Below are 19,135 nucleotides of genomic sequence, written 5' to 3' on the forward strand. Positions count from 1 at the left end.
GAAGGTTCGGAGTAGGCGCCATCGATACCGGTCAGTTGATCGCGGAGCATTACCGCCTGGTCGAGCGGATTGGTAGCGGCGGCACAGGTGTAGTTTGGCGTGCCATCGACGAGCGTCTGCAACGCTCGGTGGCCGTCAAGCAGATCCACATCAAGCCGAGCCTGCCCGAGGCCGAGCGCGATGTGGTGCGCCAACGCGCCATTCGGGAGGCGCGCAACGCCGCCCGATTCCAGCATCCGAACGCCATCGTGGTGTTCGACATCACCGAGCATCAGGGTGATCCCTGCCTGGTGATGGAGTACCTGAAGTCCAACAGCCTGGCCGGCGTGCTTTCCGCGCAGGGCCCGCTGCCGTTGACGCAGGTCGCGCGGATCGGTGAGCAGGTCGCCTCGGCGCTGATCGCCGCGCATGACGCGGGCATCGTGCATCGCGACGTGAAGCCGGGCAACATCCTGCTCGACGACCACGGCACCGTGAAGATCACCGACTTCGGCATCTCCCGCGCCGCCGGTGACGTCACGCTCACCGAAACCGGCCTGATCTGCGGCACCGCCGCCTACCTCGCACCCGAGATGGCGCGTGGCGCGGACCCGACCCCGGCCTCGGACGTATTCGCCTTGGGCGCAACGCTTTTCCACGCGCTGGAGGGCGAACCGCCATACGGCGCGAACGCCAACCCGCTCGCGGTGCTGTACGCCGCGGCCAACGGTCAGGTCAGCGAACCGCGAAACGCCGGTCCCGCAACGGATTTCCTGCTCGACCTGCTCAGCCCGGAACCGCAGGATCGGCCGACCATGCGCGCGGCGCTCGATCATCTCGCCGCGTTCGCCGACTCCGGTCCCGCGCCGGTGGCCGCCGGATTCGTGCCCGCCAGTGAGGCTTTCGTGCGTCGCCGCAACGGGGCGCCGGAATCGGCGACGCGCGCGCTGCGTCCGTCGGCGGTGTCCGCGCCGGTGCATCAGCCGACCGAACGGCAGCCGCGTCCGCAGCAGCACGCACAGCGGCCGCAGCACGCGCCGCGACGGGCCGCGCAGTCGAACACGGCGACCCATCCGCGCACCGCGGCCCAGCCGCGACCGGTGCCGCGCAAGTCCGGTGGCAAGAGCAAGGCCATCATGATCGGCGCCGTGATCGGTGCCGTCGTGGCGGTGGCGGCGATTCTCATCGGCGCGCTGAGCCAGAAGAGCTCGAATTCGCCGACGGTACAGGCGGGTCCGCCGTCGACGAGTTCATCGGCCGGTGGCACGACCTCCGCTCCGCCGTCCGGCGCGCCCGGCAAGACCACCAGCGATGGCCCGGTCACCGAGATGCCCGCCGGAGCGCTGGTGAAGCAGTTCTACGACGACGCGAGCGGATCGTGGTCCATCCTGACGCCCGCGGCGCAGAAGGTCTATGGCACCGAGACCGCGTTCCGTACGTACTGGGACGCGCACACCGTCGAGAACTTCGCCAGCATCCGCGCGGCAGGCCCCAACAACCCGGACGGCTCGCTCGACATCAAGCTGGCCAGCCTGATCGTCGACGGCCAAGACAAGCCGATAACCCTTCGAGTGGTCAGCTCCGGTGGCAAGCTGCTCCTCGACAGCGACACCCGCTTCCCCAACCTTTCCTGAAAGGGCTGCGACCAGGAGCGTCGCTGAGCTGCGGCTTAGACGCGGGCTCGGCTGAGCGGCCCGCGAGGATAACCGCTGGCGTCGGCACACTAGGCTGGTAGCTGCAACTTTCCTGTTGCGGATTCGGCTGAGGACAAGGATCGACACCACATGACTACCCGCATCGAGCTCGCCCGCGTTGATCTGCGCGGTCGCACTCCCACTGTTGCCGAGCTGCGCACCGCGCTGCCGCGCGGGGGAGTCGACGTGGACTCGGTGCTGCATCAGGTGCGACCGGTGGTCGAGGCGATCCGCGATCGTGGCGTCGCGGCGGCGCAGGAGTACAGCGAGCAGTTCGATGGGGTGCGCCCGGCGACGGTGCGGGTCGCCGCGGCCGAGCTGGAAAAGGCGCTGACCGAGCTGGATCCCGCCGTGCGTGCCGCGCTGGAGGAATCCATCGCCAGGGCCAGGAAGGTGCACGCGGATCAGCGGCGCACCGACAAGACCACCGAGGTGGTGCCCGGCGGCACGGTGACCGAGCGCTGGGTGCCCGTTGAGCGGGTCGGGCTGTACGTGCCAGGTGGCAATGCTGTTTACCCGTCGAGCGTGGTGATGAACGTGGTGCCCGCGCAGACCGCTGGCGTCGGGTCGCTGGTGGTTGCCTCGCCGCCGCAGGCGCGGTTCGGTGGGTTGCCGCACCCGACGATCCTGGCCGCCGCGCAGTTGCTCGGCGTGGACGAGGTGTGGGCGGTCGGCGGCGCGCAGGGTGTGGCGCTGCTGTCCTACGGCGGCGTCGATACCGACGGCGCCCAGCTGGAGCCGGTCGACCTGATCACCGGGCCAGGCAACATCTACGTGACCGCCGCCAAGCGGCTGTGCCGCGGCCTGGTCGGCATCGATGCCGAGGCGGGGCCGACCGAGATCGCGATCCTGGCCGACGCGACCGCCGACCCGGTGCACGTGGCGGCAGACCTGATCAGTCAGGCCGAGCACGATGTGCTCGCGGCCAGCGTGCTGGTCACCGACAGCGCGGAACTGGCCGACGCGGTGGACGCGGCGCTCAGCAGGCAGATGACCGTAGTGAAGCACGCCGACCGAGTGACGGAAGCGTTGCGCGGCAAGCAGTCCGGCACGGTGCTCGTCGATGACATCGAGCAGGGCCTGCGCGTGGTGAACGCCTACGCGGCCGAGCACCTCGAGATCCAGACCGTCGACGCCGCCGCGGTGGCCGCCCGAGTACGCAGTGCCGGAGCGATTTTCGTCGGCGCGTACGCACCGGTGAGCCTCGGCGACTACTGCGCCGGTTCCAATCACGTGCTGCCGACGGCCGGATGTGCCAGGCACTCCTCGGGTTTGAGCGTGCAGACGTTCCTGCGCGGCATCCACGTCGTCGACTACACCGAGGCGGCGCTCAAGGATGTCGCCGGTCACGTTGTCGCGCTGGCCAATGCCGAGGACCTGCCCGCGCACGGTCAGGCCGTGCAGGCACGTTTCGAGGCGCTGTCATGAGTCGGCAGGCCACCGTGCCCGGCGCGGACATCAGCCTGGACGACCTACCGCTGCGGGACAACCTGCGCGGCAAGAAGCCTTATGGCGCACCACAATTGACGGTACCGGTGCAGCTGAACACCAACGAGAACCCGCACCCGCCGAGCACGGCGCTGATCGACGATGTCGCCGAGTCCATTCGGATCGCCGCCGCCGACCTGCACCGCTACCCGGACCGGGACGCGGTGGCACTGCGCGCCGACCTGGCCGAATACCTCAGCAGGCAAACGGATGTCGCGGTGGACACCGATAACGTCTGGGCGGCAAACGGTTCCAACGAGATCCTGCAGCAGCTGCTGCAGGCGTTCGGCGGACCTGGCCGCAGCGCACTGGGTTTCGTGCCGTCGTACTCGATGCACCCGATCATCTCCGAGGGCATCGACACCGAATGGGTCGAGGCCAAGCGCAACGCGGATTTCTCCCTCGACATCGACTACGCGGTGGCCGCCATCGCGGAGCGTTCGCCGAACGTGGTGTTCGTGACCAGCCCCAATAACCCGACCGGACACAGCATTGCGCAGGATGATCTCGCGCGGATCCTGGCTGCCGCGCCGGGCATCGTGGTGGTCGACGAGGCCTACGGTGAGTTCTCCGCGCGGCCGAGCGCGATCGCGCTGATCGACCGGTTCCCCGCGAAGCTGGTGGTGACCAGGACCATGAGCAAGGCGTTCGCCTTCGCAGGTGGTCGCCTCGGCTACCTGGTCGCCGCGCCCGCGGTGATCGACGCGATGCTGCTGGTGCGGTTGCCGTACCACCTGTCGGTGGTCACTCAGGCGGCCGCGCGGGCGGCGCTGCGGCACGCCGACGAAACCCTCGGCAGCGTCGCCGAACTCGCCGCGCAACGCGATCGGGTCGCGGCGGCGCTGGCCGAGATCGGCTTCGACGTGATCCCGAGCGACGCGAACTTCCTGCTGTTCGGCCGGTTCACCGACGCGGCCGCGAGCTGGCAGCGCTACCTGGACCACGGTGTGCTGATCCGCGACGTCGGCATTCCCGGCTACTTGCGCACCACCATCGGGCTGGCCGCGGAGAACGACGAACTCCTGCGGGTCAGCCGCGTCCTGGTGCACACCGACCTCACGCCCCGATGAATCCGCCTGTGGAGGAAGCAATCATGAACAGAACCGCGCGGGTGGAGCGCGTCACCAAAGAGTCCAGCATCGTGGTCGAGCTGGACCTGGACGGCACCGGCAAGACCGAGATCGCCACGGGCGTCCCGTTTTACGATCACATGCTGACCGCGCTCGGCGCGCACGCCAGCTTCGACCTGACCGTGCGTGCCGAGGGCGATATCGAGATCGAGGCGCACCACACGGTGGAGGACACCGCGATCGTATTCGGCCAGGCCCTGGGAAAGGCGTTGGGCGACAAGGTGGGTATCCGCCGGTTCGGTGACGCCTACATTCCGATGGACGAGACCTTGGCACACGCCGCGGTCGACGTGTCCGGACGTCCCTACTGCGTACACATCGGTGAGCCCGAACACCTGCTGCACGCCGTGATCCCCGGCTCCGGTCCTGGCGCACCGTATTCCACCGTGCTGAACCGCCACGTCTTCGAGTCGATCGCGTTGAACGCCCGCATCGCGCTGCACGTGCGCGTGCTGTACGGCCGCGACCAGCACCACGTCACCGAGGCCGAATTCAAGGCGGTGGCAAGGGCTTTGCGTGCCGCGGTCGAACTCGACCCGCGGGTGCAGGGTGTTCCCTCGACGAAGGGGACCTTGTGAGCGAGCGTCAGCGAGCGAACCAGAGATACAGCCTGCCCAGAGGCACGACGGAGCCGAGCGTCAGCGAGGCGGAGTCGTGACGCTGAAGTCTGTCGCGCTGCTCGATTACGGCTCGGGCAATCTGCACTCGGCCGAGCGTGCGCTGGTTCGGGCGGGCGCGAAGGTCGAGGTGACCGCCGATCCGGAGATCGTGCTTGCCGCCGACGGTCTGGTCGTGCCCGGTGTCGGCGCCTACGCGGCCTGCATGGCTGGACTGCGAAAGGTGCGGGGCGAGCGCATGATCGGGCAGCGACTGGCCGGTGGCCGCCCGGTGCTCGGCATCTGTGTCGGCATGCAGATCCTGTTCGAGCGCGGCGTGGAATTCGGCGTGCGGACCGAAGGCTGCGCGGAATGGCCAGGCGTGGTGGAACGGCTGTCCGCTCCGGTGCTGCCGCACATGGGCTGGAACACCGTGTCCGCGCCGCGCGACAGCGTGCTGTTCGCGGGCATGGACGACGACACTCGCTTCTATTTCGTGCACTCCTACGCCGCCCAAACCTGGGATCTTCCGCCCGGCGAGCACTTCGCCACCCCGAAACTGACCTGGGCCGAGCACGGCGTGCCGTTCCTCGCCGCGGTGGAGAACGGGGCGCTCTCGGCGACCCAGTTCCACCCGGAGAAGTCCGGCGACGCCGGGGCTCAGCTACTGCGCAATTGGGTGCGGACGCTGTAACCCGAACGGGCCTAGTCGGTTTCGGCCCGGTTGACCAGCCAGCGTCCGTTCACGTTCTCGACGGTGCACAGCAGCGACATCTTGTTGGTCTTCGGCATGCCATCGGTGGCGTCGCTGGTCGTCGTCCGTACCACGCTGACGGTCACGTCCGCGTGGGTGTCGTCGCCGGAAACGATCCGGCAGTCCACCGAATCGACCGTCGCGCGCGTGTGACTCGCGGTGGCGTTCGCCTGAATGGTCGGCCTGGCCTGCTCGAATTCCGCGCGGAACGCCCCGGTCGTGATGCCGAGCATCCGGCCGGCGTGCTCATCGAAGTTCGCGTAGTCGTAGGTTCCCGCGATATTGCCGAAGTCGCACCCGGCCAGCCGCGCCTCCTCGGGCGGGGCGGCCGCGGCGGTCTGCGCGGTGGCGAGCACCGCGGTGCAGGTGGCTGCCGAAATCAAAAGCACGGCAGGGAGGGTCGAGCGCGACATACGAGATCCCTAGGGAGAGTACGGAGTAGGCGTTCGGAGTGATCGCCGAGGCGAGACACTACCGGCGTTTCCCTGGGAGCGGGGGCGGTCCGCTGGAGCAGGCTCAGCGGTCCATGACGGACAGGGGCGGGTGCCGGTCAACGTTCACATATTGTGGGTGTGACCAACAAGAGTTAGATTGCTGCCATGGAGATCTCGCACGAGGGTGCTCCCGCCAGGCTGCGGGCGCTGCCCACCCGGCTGGTCAATCAAGTTGCCCTCGTCGCCAATCGGGCGACCGAGCGGGCGCTGAGCGCCACCGGCTCCCGGCGCTACCACTACGCACTGCTCGCCGCGCTTGGCGAATTCGGTTCGATCAGCCAGGCCGACCTGGGCCGACGCACGCGCATCGACCGCAGCGACATCGTCGCCACCGTCAACGAGCTGGCCGACCGCGGCTTCGTCGAGCGCAGCCCGGACTCGGGCGACCGCAGGCGCAAGATCGTCACCATCACCGCGGCGGGCATGGCCCATCTCACCGAGCTGGATGAGCGGCTGGCCGGTGCCCAGGACGAACTGCTGGCCGGGCTGAACCCGGCCGAGCGTGCTGAACTCGTCCGACTACTCACGCGCATCCTCGATCGGTGACCCAGCTCCTATCTGCGCAGGCCGGGGACCGGCCGGGTGGGGCGAACCACTAGGCTCACTCGGGTGAGTCTTGTGCTGCTACCCGCTGTCGACGTTGCCAATGGAGAGGCTGTGCGCCTCGTGCAGGGGGAGGCCGGTAGCGAAACCAGCTACGGCTCGCCGCGCGACGCGGCCCTGGAATGGCAGCGTGCCGGCGCGGAGTGGGTGCATCTGGTCGATCTCGACGCGGCGTTCGGTCGTGGCTCGAATCGCGAACTGCTGGCCGGTGTTGTCGGCGAACTCGACGTCAAGGTTGAGCTGTCCGGCGGCATCCGCGACGACGAAACCCTGGAGGCCGCACTGGCCACCGGTTGCGCCCGAGTGAACCTCGGCACCGCCGCGCTGGAGGATCCGGTGTGGTGCGCCAAGGCCATCGCCAGGCACGGCGAGCGCGTCGCGGTCGGCCTCGACGTGCGCATCATCGACGGTGACTACCGGCTGCGCGGGCGCGGCTGGGTCAGCGACGGCGGCGACCTGTGGGAGGTGCTCGAGCGCCTGGAGCGCGACGGCTGCTCGCGCTATGTGGTCACCGACGTCACCAAGGACGGCACGCTGACCGGCCCGAACTTGGACCTGCTTCGCGAGGTGTGCAACGCCACCGATGCGCCGGTCATCGCCTCCGGCGGCGTCTCGACCATCGACGACCTGGTCGCGATCGCCGAACTGGTGCCCGAGGGCGTCGAGGGTTCGATCGTTGGCAAGGCGCTCTACGCGGGCCGGTTCACGCTGCCCGAGGCGCTGGCCGCGGTGAGATGAGCCAGGACCTATCGGCACTGCTCGCTGTCGCACGCGAGATCCTGGACTCGGTCACCTCCCGTTTCATCGAGGGGGTCGGCGCGCCGAGCGCGGTCACCAAGGGCCGCAACGACTTTGCCACCGAACTCGACCTGGAGCTGGAGCGCACCATCTCCGCCCAGTTGGAGCAGCGCACCGGAATCAAGGTGCACGGTGAGGAATTCGGCGGCCCACAGCTCGTCTCGGGCACCGCGTGGGTGCTCGATCCGATCGACGGAACCTTCAATTACTCGTCCGGACACCCACTTTCGGGCATGCTGCTCGCGCTGGTGCACGACGGCGAGCCGGTGCTCGGCCTGACCTGGCTTCCGCTGCTCGGTCAGCGATACGCCGCGATCGAGGGCGGACCAGTCCTGCTGAACGGCCAACCGTTGCCGCCGTTGCCGCACGGGAAGCTGGCCGAGGCGATGATCGGGTTCGGCGCGTTCAATGTCGATGCGCGAGGGCGGATTCCGGGGCAGTTCCGATTCGATCTGCTCGGACCGCTCAGCAGGCTCTCCTCCCGCGTGCGGATGCACGGCTCCACCGGCATCGACCTCGCGTTCACCGCGTCCGGTGTGCTCGGCGGGGCCATCGTGTTCGGCCATCATCCGTGGGACAACGCCGCGGGCGTCGCGCTGATCCGCGCCGCGGGCGGGGTGGTCACCGACCTGGCCGGTGCGCCGTGGACCATCACCTCGGGCTCGGTGCTCGCCGCCGCGCCCGGCGTGCACGAGGAGCTGCTCGAAATGATCTGCACGGTGGCCGATCCGGCGACCGCGGAGGAAGGGTGAGGCAATGACGTTGGCGGTACGCGTTATTCCGTGTCTTGATGTCGACGCGGGCCGGGTGGTCAAGGGCGTGAACTTCGAAAACCTGCGTGACGCTGGCGATCCCGTCGAACTGGCCGCGACCTACGACGCGCAGGGCGCCGACGAGCTGACCTTCCTCGACGTCACCGCGTCCACCGGTGATCGCGGCACCATGATCGACGTGGTGACCCGCACCGCCGAGCAGATCTTCATCCCGCTCACCGTCGGCGGCGGGGTACGCACCGTCGAAGACGTCGACCGGCTGCTGCGCGCCGGCGCCGACAAGGTCTCGGTCAACACCGCCGCCATCGCGCGGCCCGAGGTGCTGCGCGAGATGTCGGAGCGCTTCGGCTCGCAGTGCATCGTGCTGTCCGTCGACGCGCGCACGGTGCCAGCCGGACAGCCGGCCACCGCCTCCGGCTGGGAGGTCACCACGCACGGCGGCAAACGCGGCACCGGCATCGACGCCGTCGAATGGGCAACGCGCGGAGCCGAATTGGGCGTCGGCGAGATCCTGCTCAACTCGATGGACGCCGACGGCACCAAGGCGGGCTTCGACCTCGCGATGATCCGCGCCGTCCGCGCCGCGGTCACCGTCCCGGTCATCGCCAGCGGCGGCGCGGGCGCCGTCGAACACTTCGCCCCCGCCGTCCAAGCAGGCGCCGACGCCGTCCTGGCCGCCAGCGTCTTCCACTTCGGCGACCTCACCATCGGCCAGGTCAAGGACTCGATGCGCGCCGAGCACATCGTCGTCCGCTAGTCGCGCCCACCACGCGCGCGAGTTCGCTAGTCGCGCGCGGATTTTCCAGCGATTTCGTGCGCGCTCGGACGATCTGTGCGCGGCACGATTGGCCGTCGTCGGCTCTGTCGTAGCGGCGGTTGCGGCGGGAGCATGCTGCGCACGGAGTGGCTGGCCCGCGCACTAGTTCGGCTCGATGCGCACGGATTCGCCAGCGCTGTGCGCGGCGAGGCGGTCTGCGCGCGGCGCGCTTGCGTCTGCGCGGCAGATGGACTCGGCGGAAATTCGCCGTGGCGGAATCCGTTTCGCGCGGGTCGGTGTTGTGTAGGAGATGAGCATCGGTATTTCAGTGACTCCGTTCACTCTCGACGCGACCGACAATGCGGTGGATGCCGCGGTTGCCGCTGGTCGGCAAGTTGCCGCGGCGGGGCTGAGTTCGCTGTGGTTCGGGCATACGTTCAGTCATGACAGTGTCGTGTTGTCCGCGGTGGTCGGGCGGGAGGTGCCCGAGCTGGAGTTGGGGACCTCGGCGGTGCCGATCTCGGCGCGACATCCGCTGTTGATCGCCAGTCAGGCGCAGACGGCGCAGGCGGCGACGCACGGCAGGTTCACGCTCGGCCTTGCCCTCGGCACGGAGGCGTTCACCGAGCCGGTCTTTGGTGTCTCCTTCGACCGGCCGATCACTCGACTTCGTGAATTCCTGATCGCGCTGCACGACGTACTGGAAACCGGCACAGTCGATTTCCACGGCGAGACGCTCACCGCGGTCGCGCCGCTGCCTGCCGCGGTGGCGGGTGCGAAGCCGACCGTGCCGGTCCTGGTCGCCGCGATGGGCCCGCAGGCGCTGCGCGTCACCGGCGAATTCGCCGACGGCACACTGCCTTACCTGGTCGGACCGAAGGCGCTGGCCGAACACATCGTCGCCCCCATCACCAAAGCCGCTGCGCGCGCGGGCCGCCCGGCACCGCGCATCGTCGCGATGGTCCCCGGCGTTGTCACCGCCGATATCGACGGCGCCCGCGCGGCGGCCGAGCGGGACACCGCCTTCTACAACGACATCCCCTCCTATCGTCGAATCATCGAGCTGTCCGGCGCTTCTCGCGCCGCCGACCTCGTCGTCATCGGCGACGAGCAAACCGTCGCCGATCGCGTCGCCGAGTACTTCGAAGCAGGCGCCACCGACGTCGTCTTCGCCCAAACCGACCTGACAACCCCCGCCGACGAACAGCGCACCTGGCAACTACTCGGCGAACTGAACCGCGCCCGCTGACTGCCGAACCGCGTCGGTCGCGAGTTCGTCTGCCGCGCATGTCTTTACCCGCCGCGCACGAAATCGCTAGCGATTTCGTGCGTGTCCGGGGAGTGTGTGCGGAAGGCGAATGCGTCCGCGCGGTGGATCTTCCGACGCCACGTCATCGCGGCTCATGGGCCAGTTGCAACTACATTGCCTCGATAGAAGCTTGCATGTACAAATAAAATGTGTCGAACAGTGTGCGCGACGAGCAGATGTGGAACCGGTTGATCGCCCTGCACGCCCAGGTGGAGGGCCGATTGGCGGCGGCGGTGCAGCGCGGCTACGACCTCGGGCTTTCCGAGTTCCGGGCCCTCGGCTTCCTGGCCGAGGCGCCCGACGGCGAGCTGCGGATGCAGGACCTGTCCGCGCGCCTCGGTCTGAATCAGAGCTCGGTGACCAGGCTGGTCGGCAGGCTCGACGCCGCCGGGCTGGCCTACCGGGATCTGTGCCCCGACGATCGGCGCGGCGTCTACACGGTGATCACCGACAAGGGCCGCGAACGACACCGCTCGGCCAGCGACACCTACCGTGACACCCTCACCGTCGCGCTCGACGAATCCGACGACGACACCGTGGCCGCCCTGCGTCGCGCCCATGTCCGACTGTTATAACGGTGCTATGACTCTCGACCCCGCCATCGCCGCCCGGCTCAAGCGCAACGACGCCGGTCTGGTCGCCGCCGTCGCGCAGGAACGCGGCACCGGTGACGTGCTGATGGTCGCGTGGATGGACGACGAGGCACTGGCCCGCACGCTGGAAACGCGCAAGGCGACCTACTTTTCGCGTTCACGCCAGCAGTACTGGGTCAAGGGGGAGACCTCCGGCCACACCCAGTACGTGCACGAGGTCCGGCTCGACTGCGATGGCGACACCATCCTGCTGGTGGTCGATCAAGAAGGCGCCGCGTGCCACACCGGAACGCACACCTGTTTCGATGCCGACGTCCTGCTGACCGACGAGGCCGTTAATTCCTAGCTGCCCGAGGGTCGATCTTCCTGGCTCGTCCCACCGGGCTGACTCAGCGCATCGGTGAGATGGTCGGCGAGCAGCTCGCTCAGCTCCGCCAGTTGGGCCGTCTGCTCCGGCTCCAAACCGTCGAACACCAAGTGGCGCATCGCATCCAGATAACCGGGGGCCGCCTCGACGACCTTGTGGTAGCCGTCGTCTGTCAGTACCGCCTGCACGCCGCGGCGCCCGGCGGTTGCCGAGCGCTCCGCCCAACCCATCCGCTCCAGCTTCGACACAACGTGCGAAAGCCGTGATAGCGATGCATTTGCCTTGTGGGCAAGGTCACTCATTTGCAACCGATGGCCCGGTTCCTCGGACAGCAGAGTCAAAACCCAATACTCGAAATGGGTGACCCCGGATTCGCGCTGCAGCTGGGTATCCAAAGCGCCAGGTAGGCGGGTCATCAACGCGACAATGGCGCGCCAAGCTCGTTGTTCTACGGGGTCTAACCACTTCGTCACTGTGTGCCTTCTTTCAAGCCAAGTGACGTGGTTTTGTTAGTAAGCCTACTGATTATTGAAAAGCATGTTCACAGTCACCCGTGGCTTTGAGTTTGCCACGACTTCGCTCGCCCGTCATGCAGTTGCTGACTAGCGTGAGTTCACTCACAAACCGTCCGGGCGGGTCATAGCCGCATCGGTGGTGGTCGGCGGGGGTGTCTGTGCGGCTTGCCGCTTCGGATGCCTGCGCTGCCACCAGCGCACGACGATCAGCGCCAGCGCCGCGAGGAAGATCGCGGCGGCGGCGATCGCACCGGCGAGGGTTGCGCCGCGGAAGGCGGGCGCGTCGACATCGAGAATCCGCTGTCCGGCATGGGCGGCATTGCTGCCGCCGAGCACGATGGTGAGCGTCATCAGATTGGGTATCGCGACCAGCACCGCGATGACCGCGGCCGCACCCGCCATGAACCGGCCCGCCCTGCGCCGCCACACCCGCAGCGCGAACAGCAGCAGGAACAGCGGGATGACCGTGCACACGCCGCCGAAGACCAGACCCCAGCCGATGCCCTTGGCGAAGCTGCCGTTGACCATCTCCGCGATCCGCTGCGCCCACCAGCGCGGGATGAACGCGGACAAGATGAAGTAGGCGATGAACAGGATGGCGAGAACCGCCAATCCGCCGATGGCCCATGTCTTCCAGGCGGGCCCGGTCGATTTCTGCTCCAGCTGTCCGTCGGTCGCAGTCATGAACCCAGCGTAAGCCGGGTGAGCGGCGGAAACGTGGTGATCGCCCCGGCGTTTCCGGTACGGCCGTCCCGGGGTGTCGCCCTGGCGGCCGAATCGGCGTGTCGGAAACTACTTCGCGCGCTCGCGCAGGAACTTCAGCGCCTCGTCGGCGTGCACGTTGGCGCGCAGCTCGCCGGTGATGATCTTGCGGACGGTGCGGTCCTGATCGATCACGAAGGTCTGCCGCTTGACCGGCGCCAGCTTGCCGAGCAGCCCGCGCTTGACGCCGAATTGCGCGGCGACCGCGCCGTCGGTATCGGAGAGCAGCGGATAACCGAGACCCTGCTTGTCGGCGAAACCGGCCTGGGTGTCGACGCCGTCGGCGCTGATGCCGGCGCACGAGGCGCCGAGCGCCGCGAAATCGGCGGCAACGTCACGGAAGTGGCAGGCCTCCGCCGTGCACACCGGGGTGTTCGCGGCGGGATAGAAGAAGAGGACCAGTGGGCCGTGCGCGAGCAACGCGTCGAGCGAACGGGGCGTGCCGGTTTGATCGGGGAGCTCGAACTGTGGAGCGAGCTGTCCTGTCTGCATAAAAGGGACAGTACCGGGCGCATGTCGCACCCGGTACCGGTCCGTTCTGCCTCCAATGCGCACCTCCGTCTTCACTGCGGCCAGGCGCGGCCTGAGGACGGACGACGCGGCTACGTCCTATATGCCGATCAGTGCCGCGACTTCGGGGTTCTTGATCTGCATGACGTCGAGAATGCCGTGTGCGCGCAGGAACGGCTTGAGTTCCTTGATGCGGTCGGCGTGCGTGGCGTATTCGTCCGGGAAGTGGTTCTTGTCCAGGGATTCGAGCGCCTTCGCATAGGTGACGAAGGTGGCTAGTGCGTTCGGGGCACCCTGTTGGCCCGCCTTCGACTGCAGTCCGACCATCCGTGGGGGCTGGCTCGGCGCACCGCCCGGGGCGGCGTGCCTGCCCTCCGGTTGCGAGGGGTACATCAGTTGTCTCCTCTCGATCATGGATACCGCGTGCGAGATGGAACGGAGCGAGTGTAGAGACGCCCGTCACAGCCCCGTCGAGGGCATGAGAACCGGGCGGTCGTGTTTGTGACTGGAGTTAACGCGCGAGAATCCCGCGGGGTGCGCCTCGGGAGGTGTCGGACAGACCTGGGATGATGTCGTTATGCAAGGCGCGTCGACTCCAACCACAACGACCCGTGAACAGTTCCATCAGCTCGCCGCGGAGCATCGAGTTGTTCCGGTGACCCGAAAGGTGTTGGCGGACTCCGAAACTCCGCTCTCGGCCTACCGCAAGCTCGCCGACGATCGAGCGGGAACGTTCCTGTTCGAGTCCGCCGAGAACGGACGATCGTGGTCGCGCTGGTCGTTCATCGGCGCGGGCAGTCCGTCGGCGTTGACCGTGGTCGACGGCGAGGCGGCCTGGTTGGGCAACACTCCGGTGGACGCGCCCTCTGGCGGTGATCCGCTGCTCGCGCTGCGCGAAACCCTGGAACTGCTGAAGACCGAGCCGCTGCCCGGCCTGCCACCGCTCACCGGCGGCATGGTCGGCTACCTCGGCTACGACGCGGTGCGCCGGATCGAGCGGCTGCCGAACCTGGCCCTTGATGATCTGCAACTGCCGGAAATGGTGCTGCTGCTCGCCACCGACCTCGCCGCGTTCGACCACCACGAGGGCGCGATCACGCTGATCGCCAACGCCGTCAACTGGAACGGCACCGCCGACCGGGTCGACGAGGCGTACGACGACGCGCTCGCCAGGCTGGACCGGATGACCGAGGCGCTCGCCGCCCCGGCACCGTCGACGGTGTCGGTCTTCGATCGGCCCGAGCCGGAGTTCCGGCGCCGGCGCACCACCGAGGAGTTCGGTGCTGGCGTGCGCCGCCTGGTCAAGGAGATCGAGGCGGGCGAGGCATTCCAGGTGGTGCTCTCGCAGCGCTTCGAAATGGACTACGACGGTGCGCCGCTCGATCTGTACCGGATGTTGCGCGCGTCGAATCCGAGCCCGTACATGTACCTGCTGCACATCCCGGACGGCGACGGCGGCACCGCGTTCTCCATCGTCGGCTCCAGTCCGGAATCGCTGGTCACCGTGAAAGACGGTGTGGCGACGACACATCCGATCGCGGGCACGCGCTGGCGCGGGGCCACCGAAGAGGACGACCTGCTGCTGGAGAAGGACCTGCTTGCCGACGAGAAGGAAAACGCCGAGCACCTGATGCTCGTCGACCTCGGCCGCAACGACATCGGGCGGGTCTGCCAGCCGGGCACCGTGCGGGTCACCGAGTACCGGCACATCGAGCGCTACAGCCATGTGATGCACCTGGTTTCGACGGTGTCCGGTCGGCTCGCGCCGGGCAAGATCGCCCTCGACGCGGTGCGCGCCTGTTTCCCGGCCGGCACGCTGTCCGGTGCGCCGAAGGTGCGCGCGATGGAACTCATCGAGGAGCTCGAGCCGACCCGTCGCGGCGTCTACGGCGGCGTCGTGGGTTATCTCGACTTCGCCGGTGACGCGGACACCGCGATCGCCATCCGCACGGCACTGCTGAAGGGCGGCACCGCCTACGTTCAGGCGGGCGCGGGCATCGTCGCCGACTCGGTCGCCGAGTACGAAGACGTCGAGGCCCGCAACAAGGCGATGGCGGTGCTCAAAGCGATCGCGGCCGCGAAGACGGTGCGCGCGTACGGCGCGACGAACGGCGAGGACTCGTGACGGCAGCCGAGTCCGGCGGCCAGGCCGACACCCCCGATCCCGACCTCGTCACCCCGGAGACCGCCGGGCCCGAGACGGTCGAACCCGCGCGAAAGCGGCGCAAGTCGCCGATCGGCGCGCTCGTTCTGCTCGCCGTCGCGGCCGCCGCGCTGTGGGGCGCCTCGCGGATGACCTGGGTGACGGTCACCTCCTCCGACGGACTCACCGAACCACGCACCGACCACCTCAACGGCGGCGTCTGGTTCGGCGCGCTCACGCCGCTGGCCCTGGTATTGCTGGCGTCCATCGCGGCCGTGCTGGCCACCCGAGGCTGGCTGCGTCGGATCCTCGGTGTGCTCATCGCCCTGATCGCCGCCGTGGCGGCGGTACCGGCCTTCGCCCTGCTCACCAACTCCGGCAAGATCAGTGAACGCGCCGCCAAGCTGGCCGAGCTACCCGCACGGGCGCAGGTGGAGCACGCGACGACGTCGCTGTTCCCTGCCGTGCTCGCCCTGCTCGGCGCGCTGGCCGCGTTCGCCGCGGGCGGGCTGCTCGCGCGGATGCCGCAGGAAACCGCCCGGCTATCCGGCAAATACGAGAACCCGGCGTTCCGCCGCGCGGCCGCCACCGAGCAGGTGAGCAAGCAGCGCGACGACGGCGCGGCGCCGGGTTCCAGTGCGGGCTCGGCAGCCGAGGATGCGCGCGGCCGCGGCCAACTCTCCGAACGCGTGCTGTGGGACGCGTTGGACGCGGGCACCGACCCGACCGAGGACGCCGTGAACACCGGTGGGCGGCCCAACGATCCGCCCGCCGACGAGGCAGGCCGCCGTGCGCACTGAGCGATTCGCGCGCGTCGACTGTGGCGGTGCACACCTTGCGGACGGACTGGTTGCCTGGTCCACAACACGACCCGGCGCAAACGAGGCCGGTACGCCCATTTATTCTTTGTCAGCATCGGTGAGACAGCGCCTGGGGAGATTCTCAGGCAGCAAGTCCGTCTCCCCAGAAAGGATTCGAGCCAGATGACGGTACTCGACTCGATTCTCGACGGGGTCCGCGCGGATGTGGCCGCTCGGGAAGCCCTCCTCGATTTCCAGGCGATCAAAGCGGCCGCCGCGGCGGCCAACGGCCCGCTCGACGCGCGTGCGGCACTCCTCGAAGACGGCATCGGCGTCATCGCCGAGGTGAAGCGGGCCAGCCCCTCCAAGGGCGAACTCGCCGACATCCCCGACCCGGCCAGCCTCGCCAAGTCCTATGAGGACGGCGGCGCGCGAATCATCAGCGTGCTCACCGAGGGTCGCCGCTTCCACGGGTCGCTCGAAGACCTGGACGCGGTCCGCGCCACCGTGAGCATCCCGATCCTGCGCAAGGACTTCGTCGTCGGCCCGTACCAGATCCACGAGGCCCGCGCGCACGGCGCCGACGTGATCCTGCTGATCGTCGCGGCGCTGGAGCAGGACGTGCTGTCCTCGCTCATCGACCGCACCGAATCGCTCGGCATGACCGCGCTCGTCGAGGTGCACACCGAGGAGGAGGCCGACCGCGCGCTCGAGGCAGGCGCCTCGGTGATCGGCGTGAACGCCCGCAACCTCAAGACCCTCGAGGTCGACCGGGACGTGTTCGCCCGGATCGCGCCCGGCCTGCCCACCGAGGTCATCCGGATCGCCGAATCCGGCATCCGAGGCACCGCCGACCTGCTCGCCTACGCCGGCGCCGGCGCGGACGCCGTTCTCGTCGGCGAGGGTTTAGTGACAAGTGGCGATCCGCGTGCGGCCGTCTCCGAACTGGTGACCGCGGGTACCCACCCGTCCTGCCCGAAGCCGGCGCGGCGGGGCCGGTGACCGAGGTGACCGAACTACCCAAGGCCAGTGACGGCGTCGCACACCGCAGCACCCACGAGCCGGACAACGGCGGCCACTTCGGCGTCTACGGCGGCAGGCACGTCCCCGAGGCGCTGATGGCCGTGATCGAAGAGGTCACCGCGACCTACGAGAAGTCACGCCTGGACCCGGACTTCCTGAACGAGCTCGACCGGCTGCAACGCGACTACACCGGCCGTCCGTCGCCGGTGTTCGAATGCACCAGGCTCGCCGAGCACGCGGGCGGCGCGCGCATCCTGCTCAAGCGGGAAGACTTGAACCACACCGGTTCTCACAAGATCAACAACGTGCTCGGCCAGGCGCTACTCGCCAAGCGCATGGGCAAGACCCGCGTCATCGCCGAAACCGGTGCCGGCCAGCACGGCGTCGCCACCGCCACCGCGTGCGCGCTGCTCGGCCTCGACTGCGTCATCTACATGGGTGCCGTCGACACCGCGCGGCAGGCATTGAACGTGGCTCGGATGCGGCTGCTCGGGGCCGAGGTCATCTCGGTGACCACCGGCTCGCAGACGCTCAAGGACGCGATCAACGAGGCGCTGCGCGACTGGGTCAGCAACGCCGACGACACCTACTACTGCTTCGGCACCGCCGCGGGCCCGCACCCGTTCCCCATGCTGGTGCGCGACTTCCAGCGCGTCATCGGGCTGGAAGCCCGAGTGCAGGTGCGGGAATCCACCGGCAAGCTGCCCGACGCGGTCGTCGCCTGCGTCGGCGGCGGCTCCAACGCCATCGGCATCTTCCACGCCTTCCTCGACGACCCCGACGTCCGCCTCATCGGCTACGAGGCGGCCGGTGACGGCGTCGAAACCGGCAGGCACGCGGCCACTTTCACCGGTGGCACGCCGGGCGCGTTCCAGGGTGCCTACTCGTATCTGCTGCAGGACGAGGACGGCCAGACCATCGAGTCGCACTCCATCTCGGCCGGTCTCGACTACCCGGGCGTCGGCCCCGAGCACGCGCTGCTCAAGGACATCGGCCGCGCGGAATACCTGCCGATCACCGATACCGAGGCCATGGACGCGTTGCTGCTGCTGAGCCGTCGCGAGGGCATCATCCCCGCGATCGAGTCCGCGCACGCGGTCGCTGGCGCACTGCAATTGGGCAAGGAACTCGGCCCGGGCGCGATCATTCTGGTGAACCTGTCCGGCCGCGGTGACAAGGACATGGATACTGCGGCGCGCTGGTTCGGGCTGTTCGATGAAGGGGCAGTGCAGTCGTGAATCAACAGTCTCGTCTTGCCAATACCTTTGCCGCGACTCGTGGTGAAGGGCGTGCGGCGCTCATCGGCTACCTGCCCGCGGGCTACCCCGACCTGGCCGGTTCCATCGAGGTCGTCCGCGCCATGGTCGAATCCGGTTGCGACATCATCGAAGTCGGCATCGCCTACTCCGATCCGGTGATGGACGGCCCGACTATCCAGGCCGCCGCCGATCAGGCGCTGCGCGGCGGTGTGCGGGTGCGCGACGTGTTCTCCGTCGTCGAGGCGATCACCTCGGCGGGCGGGCAGGCCGTGGTGATGAGCTACTGGAACCCGGTGCTGGCTTACGGCGTCGACCGTTTCGCGCGTGACCTCGCCGGTGCGGGCGGCGCGGGCATCATCACCCCGAACCTCATTCCGGAAGAGGCTGACGACTGGTTCGTCGCCTCGTCCACGCACAACCTGGACCGCATCTTCCTGGTCGCGCCGTCCTCCACCGAGGAGCGTCTGGTGAAGACCCTGGAGGCCTCGCGCGGGTTCGTGTACGCGGCATCGACCATGGGCGTCACCGGCGCCCGTGACGCCGTGTCCTCCGCAGCGCCCGCGCTGTGCGCGCGGATCAGGACGCATTCCGACATCCCGATCGGCGTCGGCCTCGGCGTCCGCTCGGGTGCGCAGGCGGCCGAAATCGCTTCCTACGCAGACGGAGTCATCGTGGGTTCGGCACTGGTGAGCGCCGCGGGCGAGAGCCTCGACGCGGTGCGCGCGCTGACCGCCGAACTGGCCGAGGGCGTGCGTTCGGCGACCGTCGCTTCGTAAGGCGGTTCGACC

The 19,135-nt window shown here is 68.5% G+C and carries 22 protein-coding genes; 17 read left to right on the top strand and 5 right to left on the bottom strand.

Going from position 1 to position 19,135, the window contains the following annotated elements; translation table 11 throughout:
- The first annotated feature begins 35 nt into the window (after nucleotides 1–35).
- The 5 genes from OG203_RS39885 (at nucleotide 36) to hisH (ending at nucleotide 5,581) form a co-directional block, all read left to right on the top strand.
- Nucleotides 36–1,613, top strand: coding sequence for a protein kinase domain-containing protein (locus OG203_RS39885; RefSeq protein ID WP_405162368.1), 1,578 nt, complete (start codon nucleotides 36–38; stop codon nucleotides 1,611–1,613).
- Between the two features lie 150 nt (nucleotides 1,614–1,763).
- Nucleotides 1,764–3,101, top strand: coding sequence for a histidinol dehydrogenase (gene hisD, locus OG203_RS39890; protein WP_405162369.1), 1,338 nt, complete (start codon nucleotides 1,764–1,766; stop codon nucleotides 3,099–3,101).
- Entirely contained in the window at nucleotides 3,098–4,231 is a 1,134-nt protein-coding gene (locus OG203_RS39895) for a histidinol-phosphate transaminase (protein ID WP_405162370.1), read from the top strand. Before hisD ends, OG203_RS39895 begins: the two co-directional genes overlap by 4 nt.
- Nucleotides 4,232–4,251: 20 nt before the next feature.
- Nucleotides 4,252–4,869, top strand: a complete 618-nt coding sequence (hisB, locus tag OG203_RS39900) for an imidazoleglycerol-phosphate dehydratase HisB (protein ID WP_405168150.1) — start codon at nucleotides 4,252–4,254, stop codon at nucleotides 4,867–4,869.
- A 76-nt stretch (nucleotides 4,870–4,945) separates the two neighbouring features.
- Nucleotides 4,946–5,581: an imidazole glycerol phosphate synthase subunit HisH gene (gene hisH, locus OG203_RS39905; protein ID WP_405162371.1), complete on the top strand. Its 636-nt coding sequence runs from the start codon at nucleotides 4,946–4,948 to the stop codon at nucleotides 5,579–5,581.
- A gap of 11 nt (nucleotides 5,582–5,592) precedes the next feature.
- Here hisH and OG203_RS39910 read toward each other — a convergent pair whose 3' ends face one another.
- Nucleotides 5,593–6,054, bottom strand: coding sequence for a hypothetical protein (locus tag OG203_RS39910; RefSeq protein WP_405162372.1), 462 nt, complete (start codon nucleotides 6,052–6,054; stop codon nucleotides 5,593–5,595).
- Between the two features lie 186 nt (nucleotides 6,055–6,240).
- On the opposite strand from OG203_RS39910, the gene OG203_RS39915 reads away from it, so the two are divergent.
- From OG203_RS39915 to hisI, 7 genes are all read left to right on the top strand, one after another.
- Nucleotides 6,241–6,681 (top strand): MarR family winged helix-turn-helix transcriptional regulator, encoded by a 441-nt coding sequence (locus tag OG203_RS39915; protein WP_405162373.1) that lies wholly within the window; start codon nucleotides 6,241–6,243, stop codon nucleotides 6,679–6,681.
- Nucleotides 6,682–6,744: 63 nt separating this feature from the next.
- Nucleotides 6,745–7,476 (top strand): bifunctional 1-(5-phosphoribosyl)-5-((5-phosphoribosylamino)methylideneamino)imidazole-4-carboxamide isomerase/phosphoribosylanthranilate isomerase PriA, encoded by a 732-nt coding sequence (priA, locus tag OG203_RS39920; RefSeq protein ID WP_405162374.1) that lies wholly within the window; start codon nucleotides 6,745–6,747, stop codon nucleotides 7,474–7,476.
- Nucleotides 7,473–8,288, top strand: coding sequence for an inositol monophosphatase family protein (locus OG203_RS39925; RefSeq protein ID WP_405162375.1), 816 nt, complete (start codon nucleotides 7,473–7,475; stop codon nucleotides 8,286–8,288). The genes priA and OG203_RS39925 overlap by 4 nt, the downstream gene beginning before the upstream one ends.
- Nucleotides 8,289–8,292: 4 nt before the next feature.
- Nucleotides 8,293–9,066: an imidazole glycerol phosphate synthase subunit HisF gene (gene hisF / locus OG203_RS39930; RefSeq protein ID WP_405162376.1), complete on the top strand. Its 774-nt coding sequence runs from the start codon at nucleotides 8,293–8,295 to the stop codon at nucleotides 9,064–9,066.
- Nucleotides 9,067–9,376: 310 nt separating this feature from the next.
- The gene (locus OG203_RS39935; protein ID WP_405162377.1) at nucleotides 9,377–10,315 is read left to right on the top strand and encodes a TIGR03564 family F420-dependent LLM class oxidoreductase; all 939 of its coding nucleotides are present in this window, start codon (nucleotides 9,377–9,379) and stop codon (nucleotides 10,313–10,315) included.
- Nucleotides 10,316–10,524: 209 nt separating this feature from the next.
- A complete protein-coding gene (locus OG203_RS39940) occupies nucleotides 10,525–10,950 on the top strand; it encodes a MarR family winged helix-turn-helix transcriptional regulator (RefSeq protein ID WP_405162378.1) in 426 nt (141 codons plus the stop codon).
- Nucleotides 10,951–10,957: 7 nt separating this feature from the next.
- Complete coding sequence (gene hisI, locus OG203_RS39945; protein WP_405162379.1) at nucleotides 10,958–11,314, top strand: phosphoribosyl-AMP cyclohydrolase; 357 nt, start codon at nucleotides 10,958–10,960, stop codon at nucleotides 11,312–11,314.
- Here the strand turns inward: hisI and OG203_RS39950 are convergent.
- The 4 genes from OG203_RS39950 to OG203_RS39965 all read right to left on the bottom strand — a co-directional run bounded on the left by OG203_RS39950 (nucleotide 11,311) and on the right by OG203_RS39965 (nucleotide 13,515).
- Nucleotides 11,311–11,730 carry a MarR family winged helix-turn-helix transcriptional regulator gene (locus tag OG203_RS39950; protein ID WP_405162380.1) on the bottom strand — a complete coding sequence of 140 codons (420 nt, stop codon included), beginning with the start codon at nucleotides 11,728–11,730 and terminating at the stop codon, nucleotides 11,311–11,313. The two genes, hisI and OG203_RS39950, sit on opposite strands and share 4 nt — an antisense overlap.
- Nucleotides 11,731–11,952: 222 nt before the next feature.
- Nucleotides 11,953–12,534 (bottom strand): permease, encoded by a 582-nt coding sequence (locus tag OG203_RS39955; protein WP_405162381.1) that lies wholly within the window; start codon nucleotides 12,532–12,534, stop codon nucleotides 11,953–11,955.
- A gap of 108 nt (nucleotides 12,535–12,642) precedes the next feature.
- Nucleotides 12,643–13,104: a peroxiredoxin gene (locus OG203_RS39960; RefSeq protein WP_405162382.1), complete on the bottom strand. Its 462-nt coding sequence runs from the start codon at nucleotides 13,102–13,104 to the stop codon at nucleotides 12,643–12,645.
- 117 nt (nucleotides 13,105–13,221) lie between these two features.
- Complete coding sequence (locus OG203_RS39965; protein ID WP_405162383.1) at nucleotides 13,222–13,515, bottom strand: hypothetical protein; 294 nt, start codon at nucleotides 13,513–13,515, stop codon at nucleotides 13,222–13,224.
- A 184-nt stretch (nucleotides 13,516–13,699) separates the two neighbouring features.
- On the opposite strand from OG203_RS39965, the gene OG203_RS39970 reads away from it, so the two are divergent.
- The 5 genes from OG203_RS39970 (at nucleotide 13,700) to trpA (ending at nucleotide 19,123) form a co-directional block, all read left to right on the top strand.
- On the top strand, nucleotides 13,700–15,247 hold the full coding sequence (locus OG203_RS39970; RefSeq protein ID WP_405162384.1) for an anthranilate synthase component I: 1,548 nt from the start codon (nucleotides 13,700–13,702) through the stop codon (nucleotides 15,245–15,247).
- A complete protein-coding gene (locus tag OG203_RS39975) occupies nucleotides 15,244–16,065 on the top strand; it encodes a TIGR02234 family membrane protein (protein WP_405162385.1) in 822 nt (273 codons plus the stop codon). Before OG203_RS39970 ends, OG203_RS39975 begins: the two co-directional genes overlap by 4 nt.
- A 183-nt stretch (nucleotides 16,066–16,248) precedes the next feature.
- Nucleotides 16,249–17,067, top strand: a complete 819-nt coding sequence (trpC, locus tag OG203_RS39980) for an indole-3-glycerol phosphate synthase TrpC (protein WP_405162386.1) — start codon at nucleotides 16,249–16,251, stop codon at nucleotides 17,065–17,067.
- A complete protein-coding gene (gene trpB / locus OG203_RS39985) occupies nucleotides 17,064–18,326 on the top strand; it encodes a tryptophan synthase subunit beta (RefSeq protein WP_405162387.1) in 1,263 nt (420 codons plus the stop codon). Before trpC ends, trpB begins: the two co-directional genes overlap by 4 nt.
- Entirely contained in the window at nucleotides 18,323–19,123 is an 801-nt protein-coding gene (gene trpA / locus OG203_RS39990) for a tryptophan synthase subunit alpha (RefSeq protein ID WP_405162388.1), read from the top strand. Before trpB ends, trpA begins: the two co-directional genes overlap by 4 nt.
- The last annotated feature ends 12 nt before the right edge of the window (nucleotides 19,124–19,135 follow it).

The sequence above is a fragment of the Nocardia sp. NBC_01499 genome (assembly GCF_045040275.1).
Taxonomy (GTDB): domain Bacteria; phylum Actinomycetota; class Actinomycetes; order Mycobacteriales; family Mycobacteriaceae; genus Nocardia.

What these genes read in the sequence shown, in the direction of transcription:
- hisD (WP_405162369.1), top strand. Translation starts at nt 1,764, where the DNA reads ATGACTACCCGCATCGAGCTCGCCCGCGTTGATCTGCGCGGTCGCACT.
- OG203_RS39895 (WP_405162370.1), top strand. Translation starts at nt 3,098, where the DNA reads ATGAGTCGGCAGGCCACCGTGCCCGGCGCGGACATCAGCCTGGACGAC.
- OG203_RS39910 (WP_405162372.1), bottom strand. Translation starts at nt 6,054, where the DNA reads ATGTCGCGCTCGACCCTCCCTGCCGTGCTTTTGATTTCGGCAGCCACC.
- OG203_RS39915 (WP_405162373.1), top strand. Translation starts at nt 6,241, where the DNA reads ATGGAGATCTCGCACGAGGGTGCTCCCGCCAGGCTGCGGGCGCTGCCC.
- OG203_RS39925 (WP_405162375.1), top strand. Translation starts at nt 7,473, where the DNA reads ATGAGCCAGGACCTATCGGCACTGCTCGCTGTCGCACGCGAGATCCTG.
- hisF (WP_405162376.1), top strand. Translation starts at nt 8,293, where the DNA reads ATGACGTTGGCGGTACGCGTTATTCCGTGTCTTGATGTCGACGCGGGC.
- OG203_RS39935 (WP_405162377.1), top strand. Translation starts at nt 9,377, where the DNA reads ATGAGCATCGGTATTTCAGTGACTCCGTTCACTCTCGACGCGACCGAC.
- hisI (WP_405162379.1), top strand. Translation starts at nt 10,958, where the DNA reads ATGACTCTCGACCCCGCCATCGCCGCCCGGCTCAAGCGCAACGACGCC.
- OG203_RS39955 (WP_405162381.1), bottom strand. Translation starts at nt 12,534, where the DNA reads ATGACTGCGACCGACGGACAGCTGGAGCAGAAATCGACCGGGCCCGCC.
- OG203_RS39960 (WP_405162382.1), bottom strand. Translation starts at nt 13,104, where the DNA reads ATGCAGACAGGACAGCTCGCTCCACAGTTCGAGCTCCCCGATCAAACC.
- OG203_RS39965 (WP_405162383.1), bottom strand. Translation starts at nt 13,515, where the DNA reads ATGTACCCCTCGCAACCGGAGGGCAGGCACGCCGCCCCGGGCGGTGCG.
- OG203_RS39970 (WP_405162384.1), top strand. Translation starts at nt 13,700, where the DNA reads ATGCAAGGCGCGTCGACTCCAACCACAACGACCCGTGAACAGTTCCAT.
- trpC (WP_405162386.1), top strand. Translation starts at nt 16,249, where the DNA reads ATGACGGTACTCGACTCGATTCTCGACGGGGTCCGCGCGGATGTGGCC.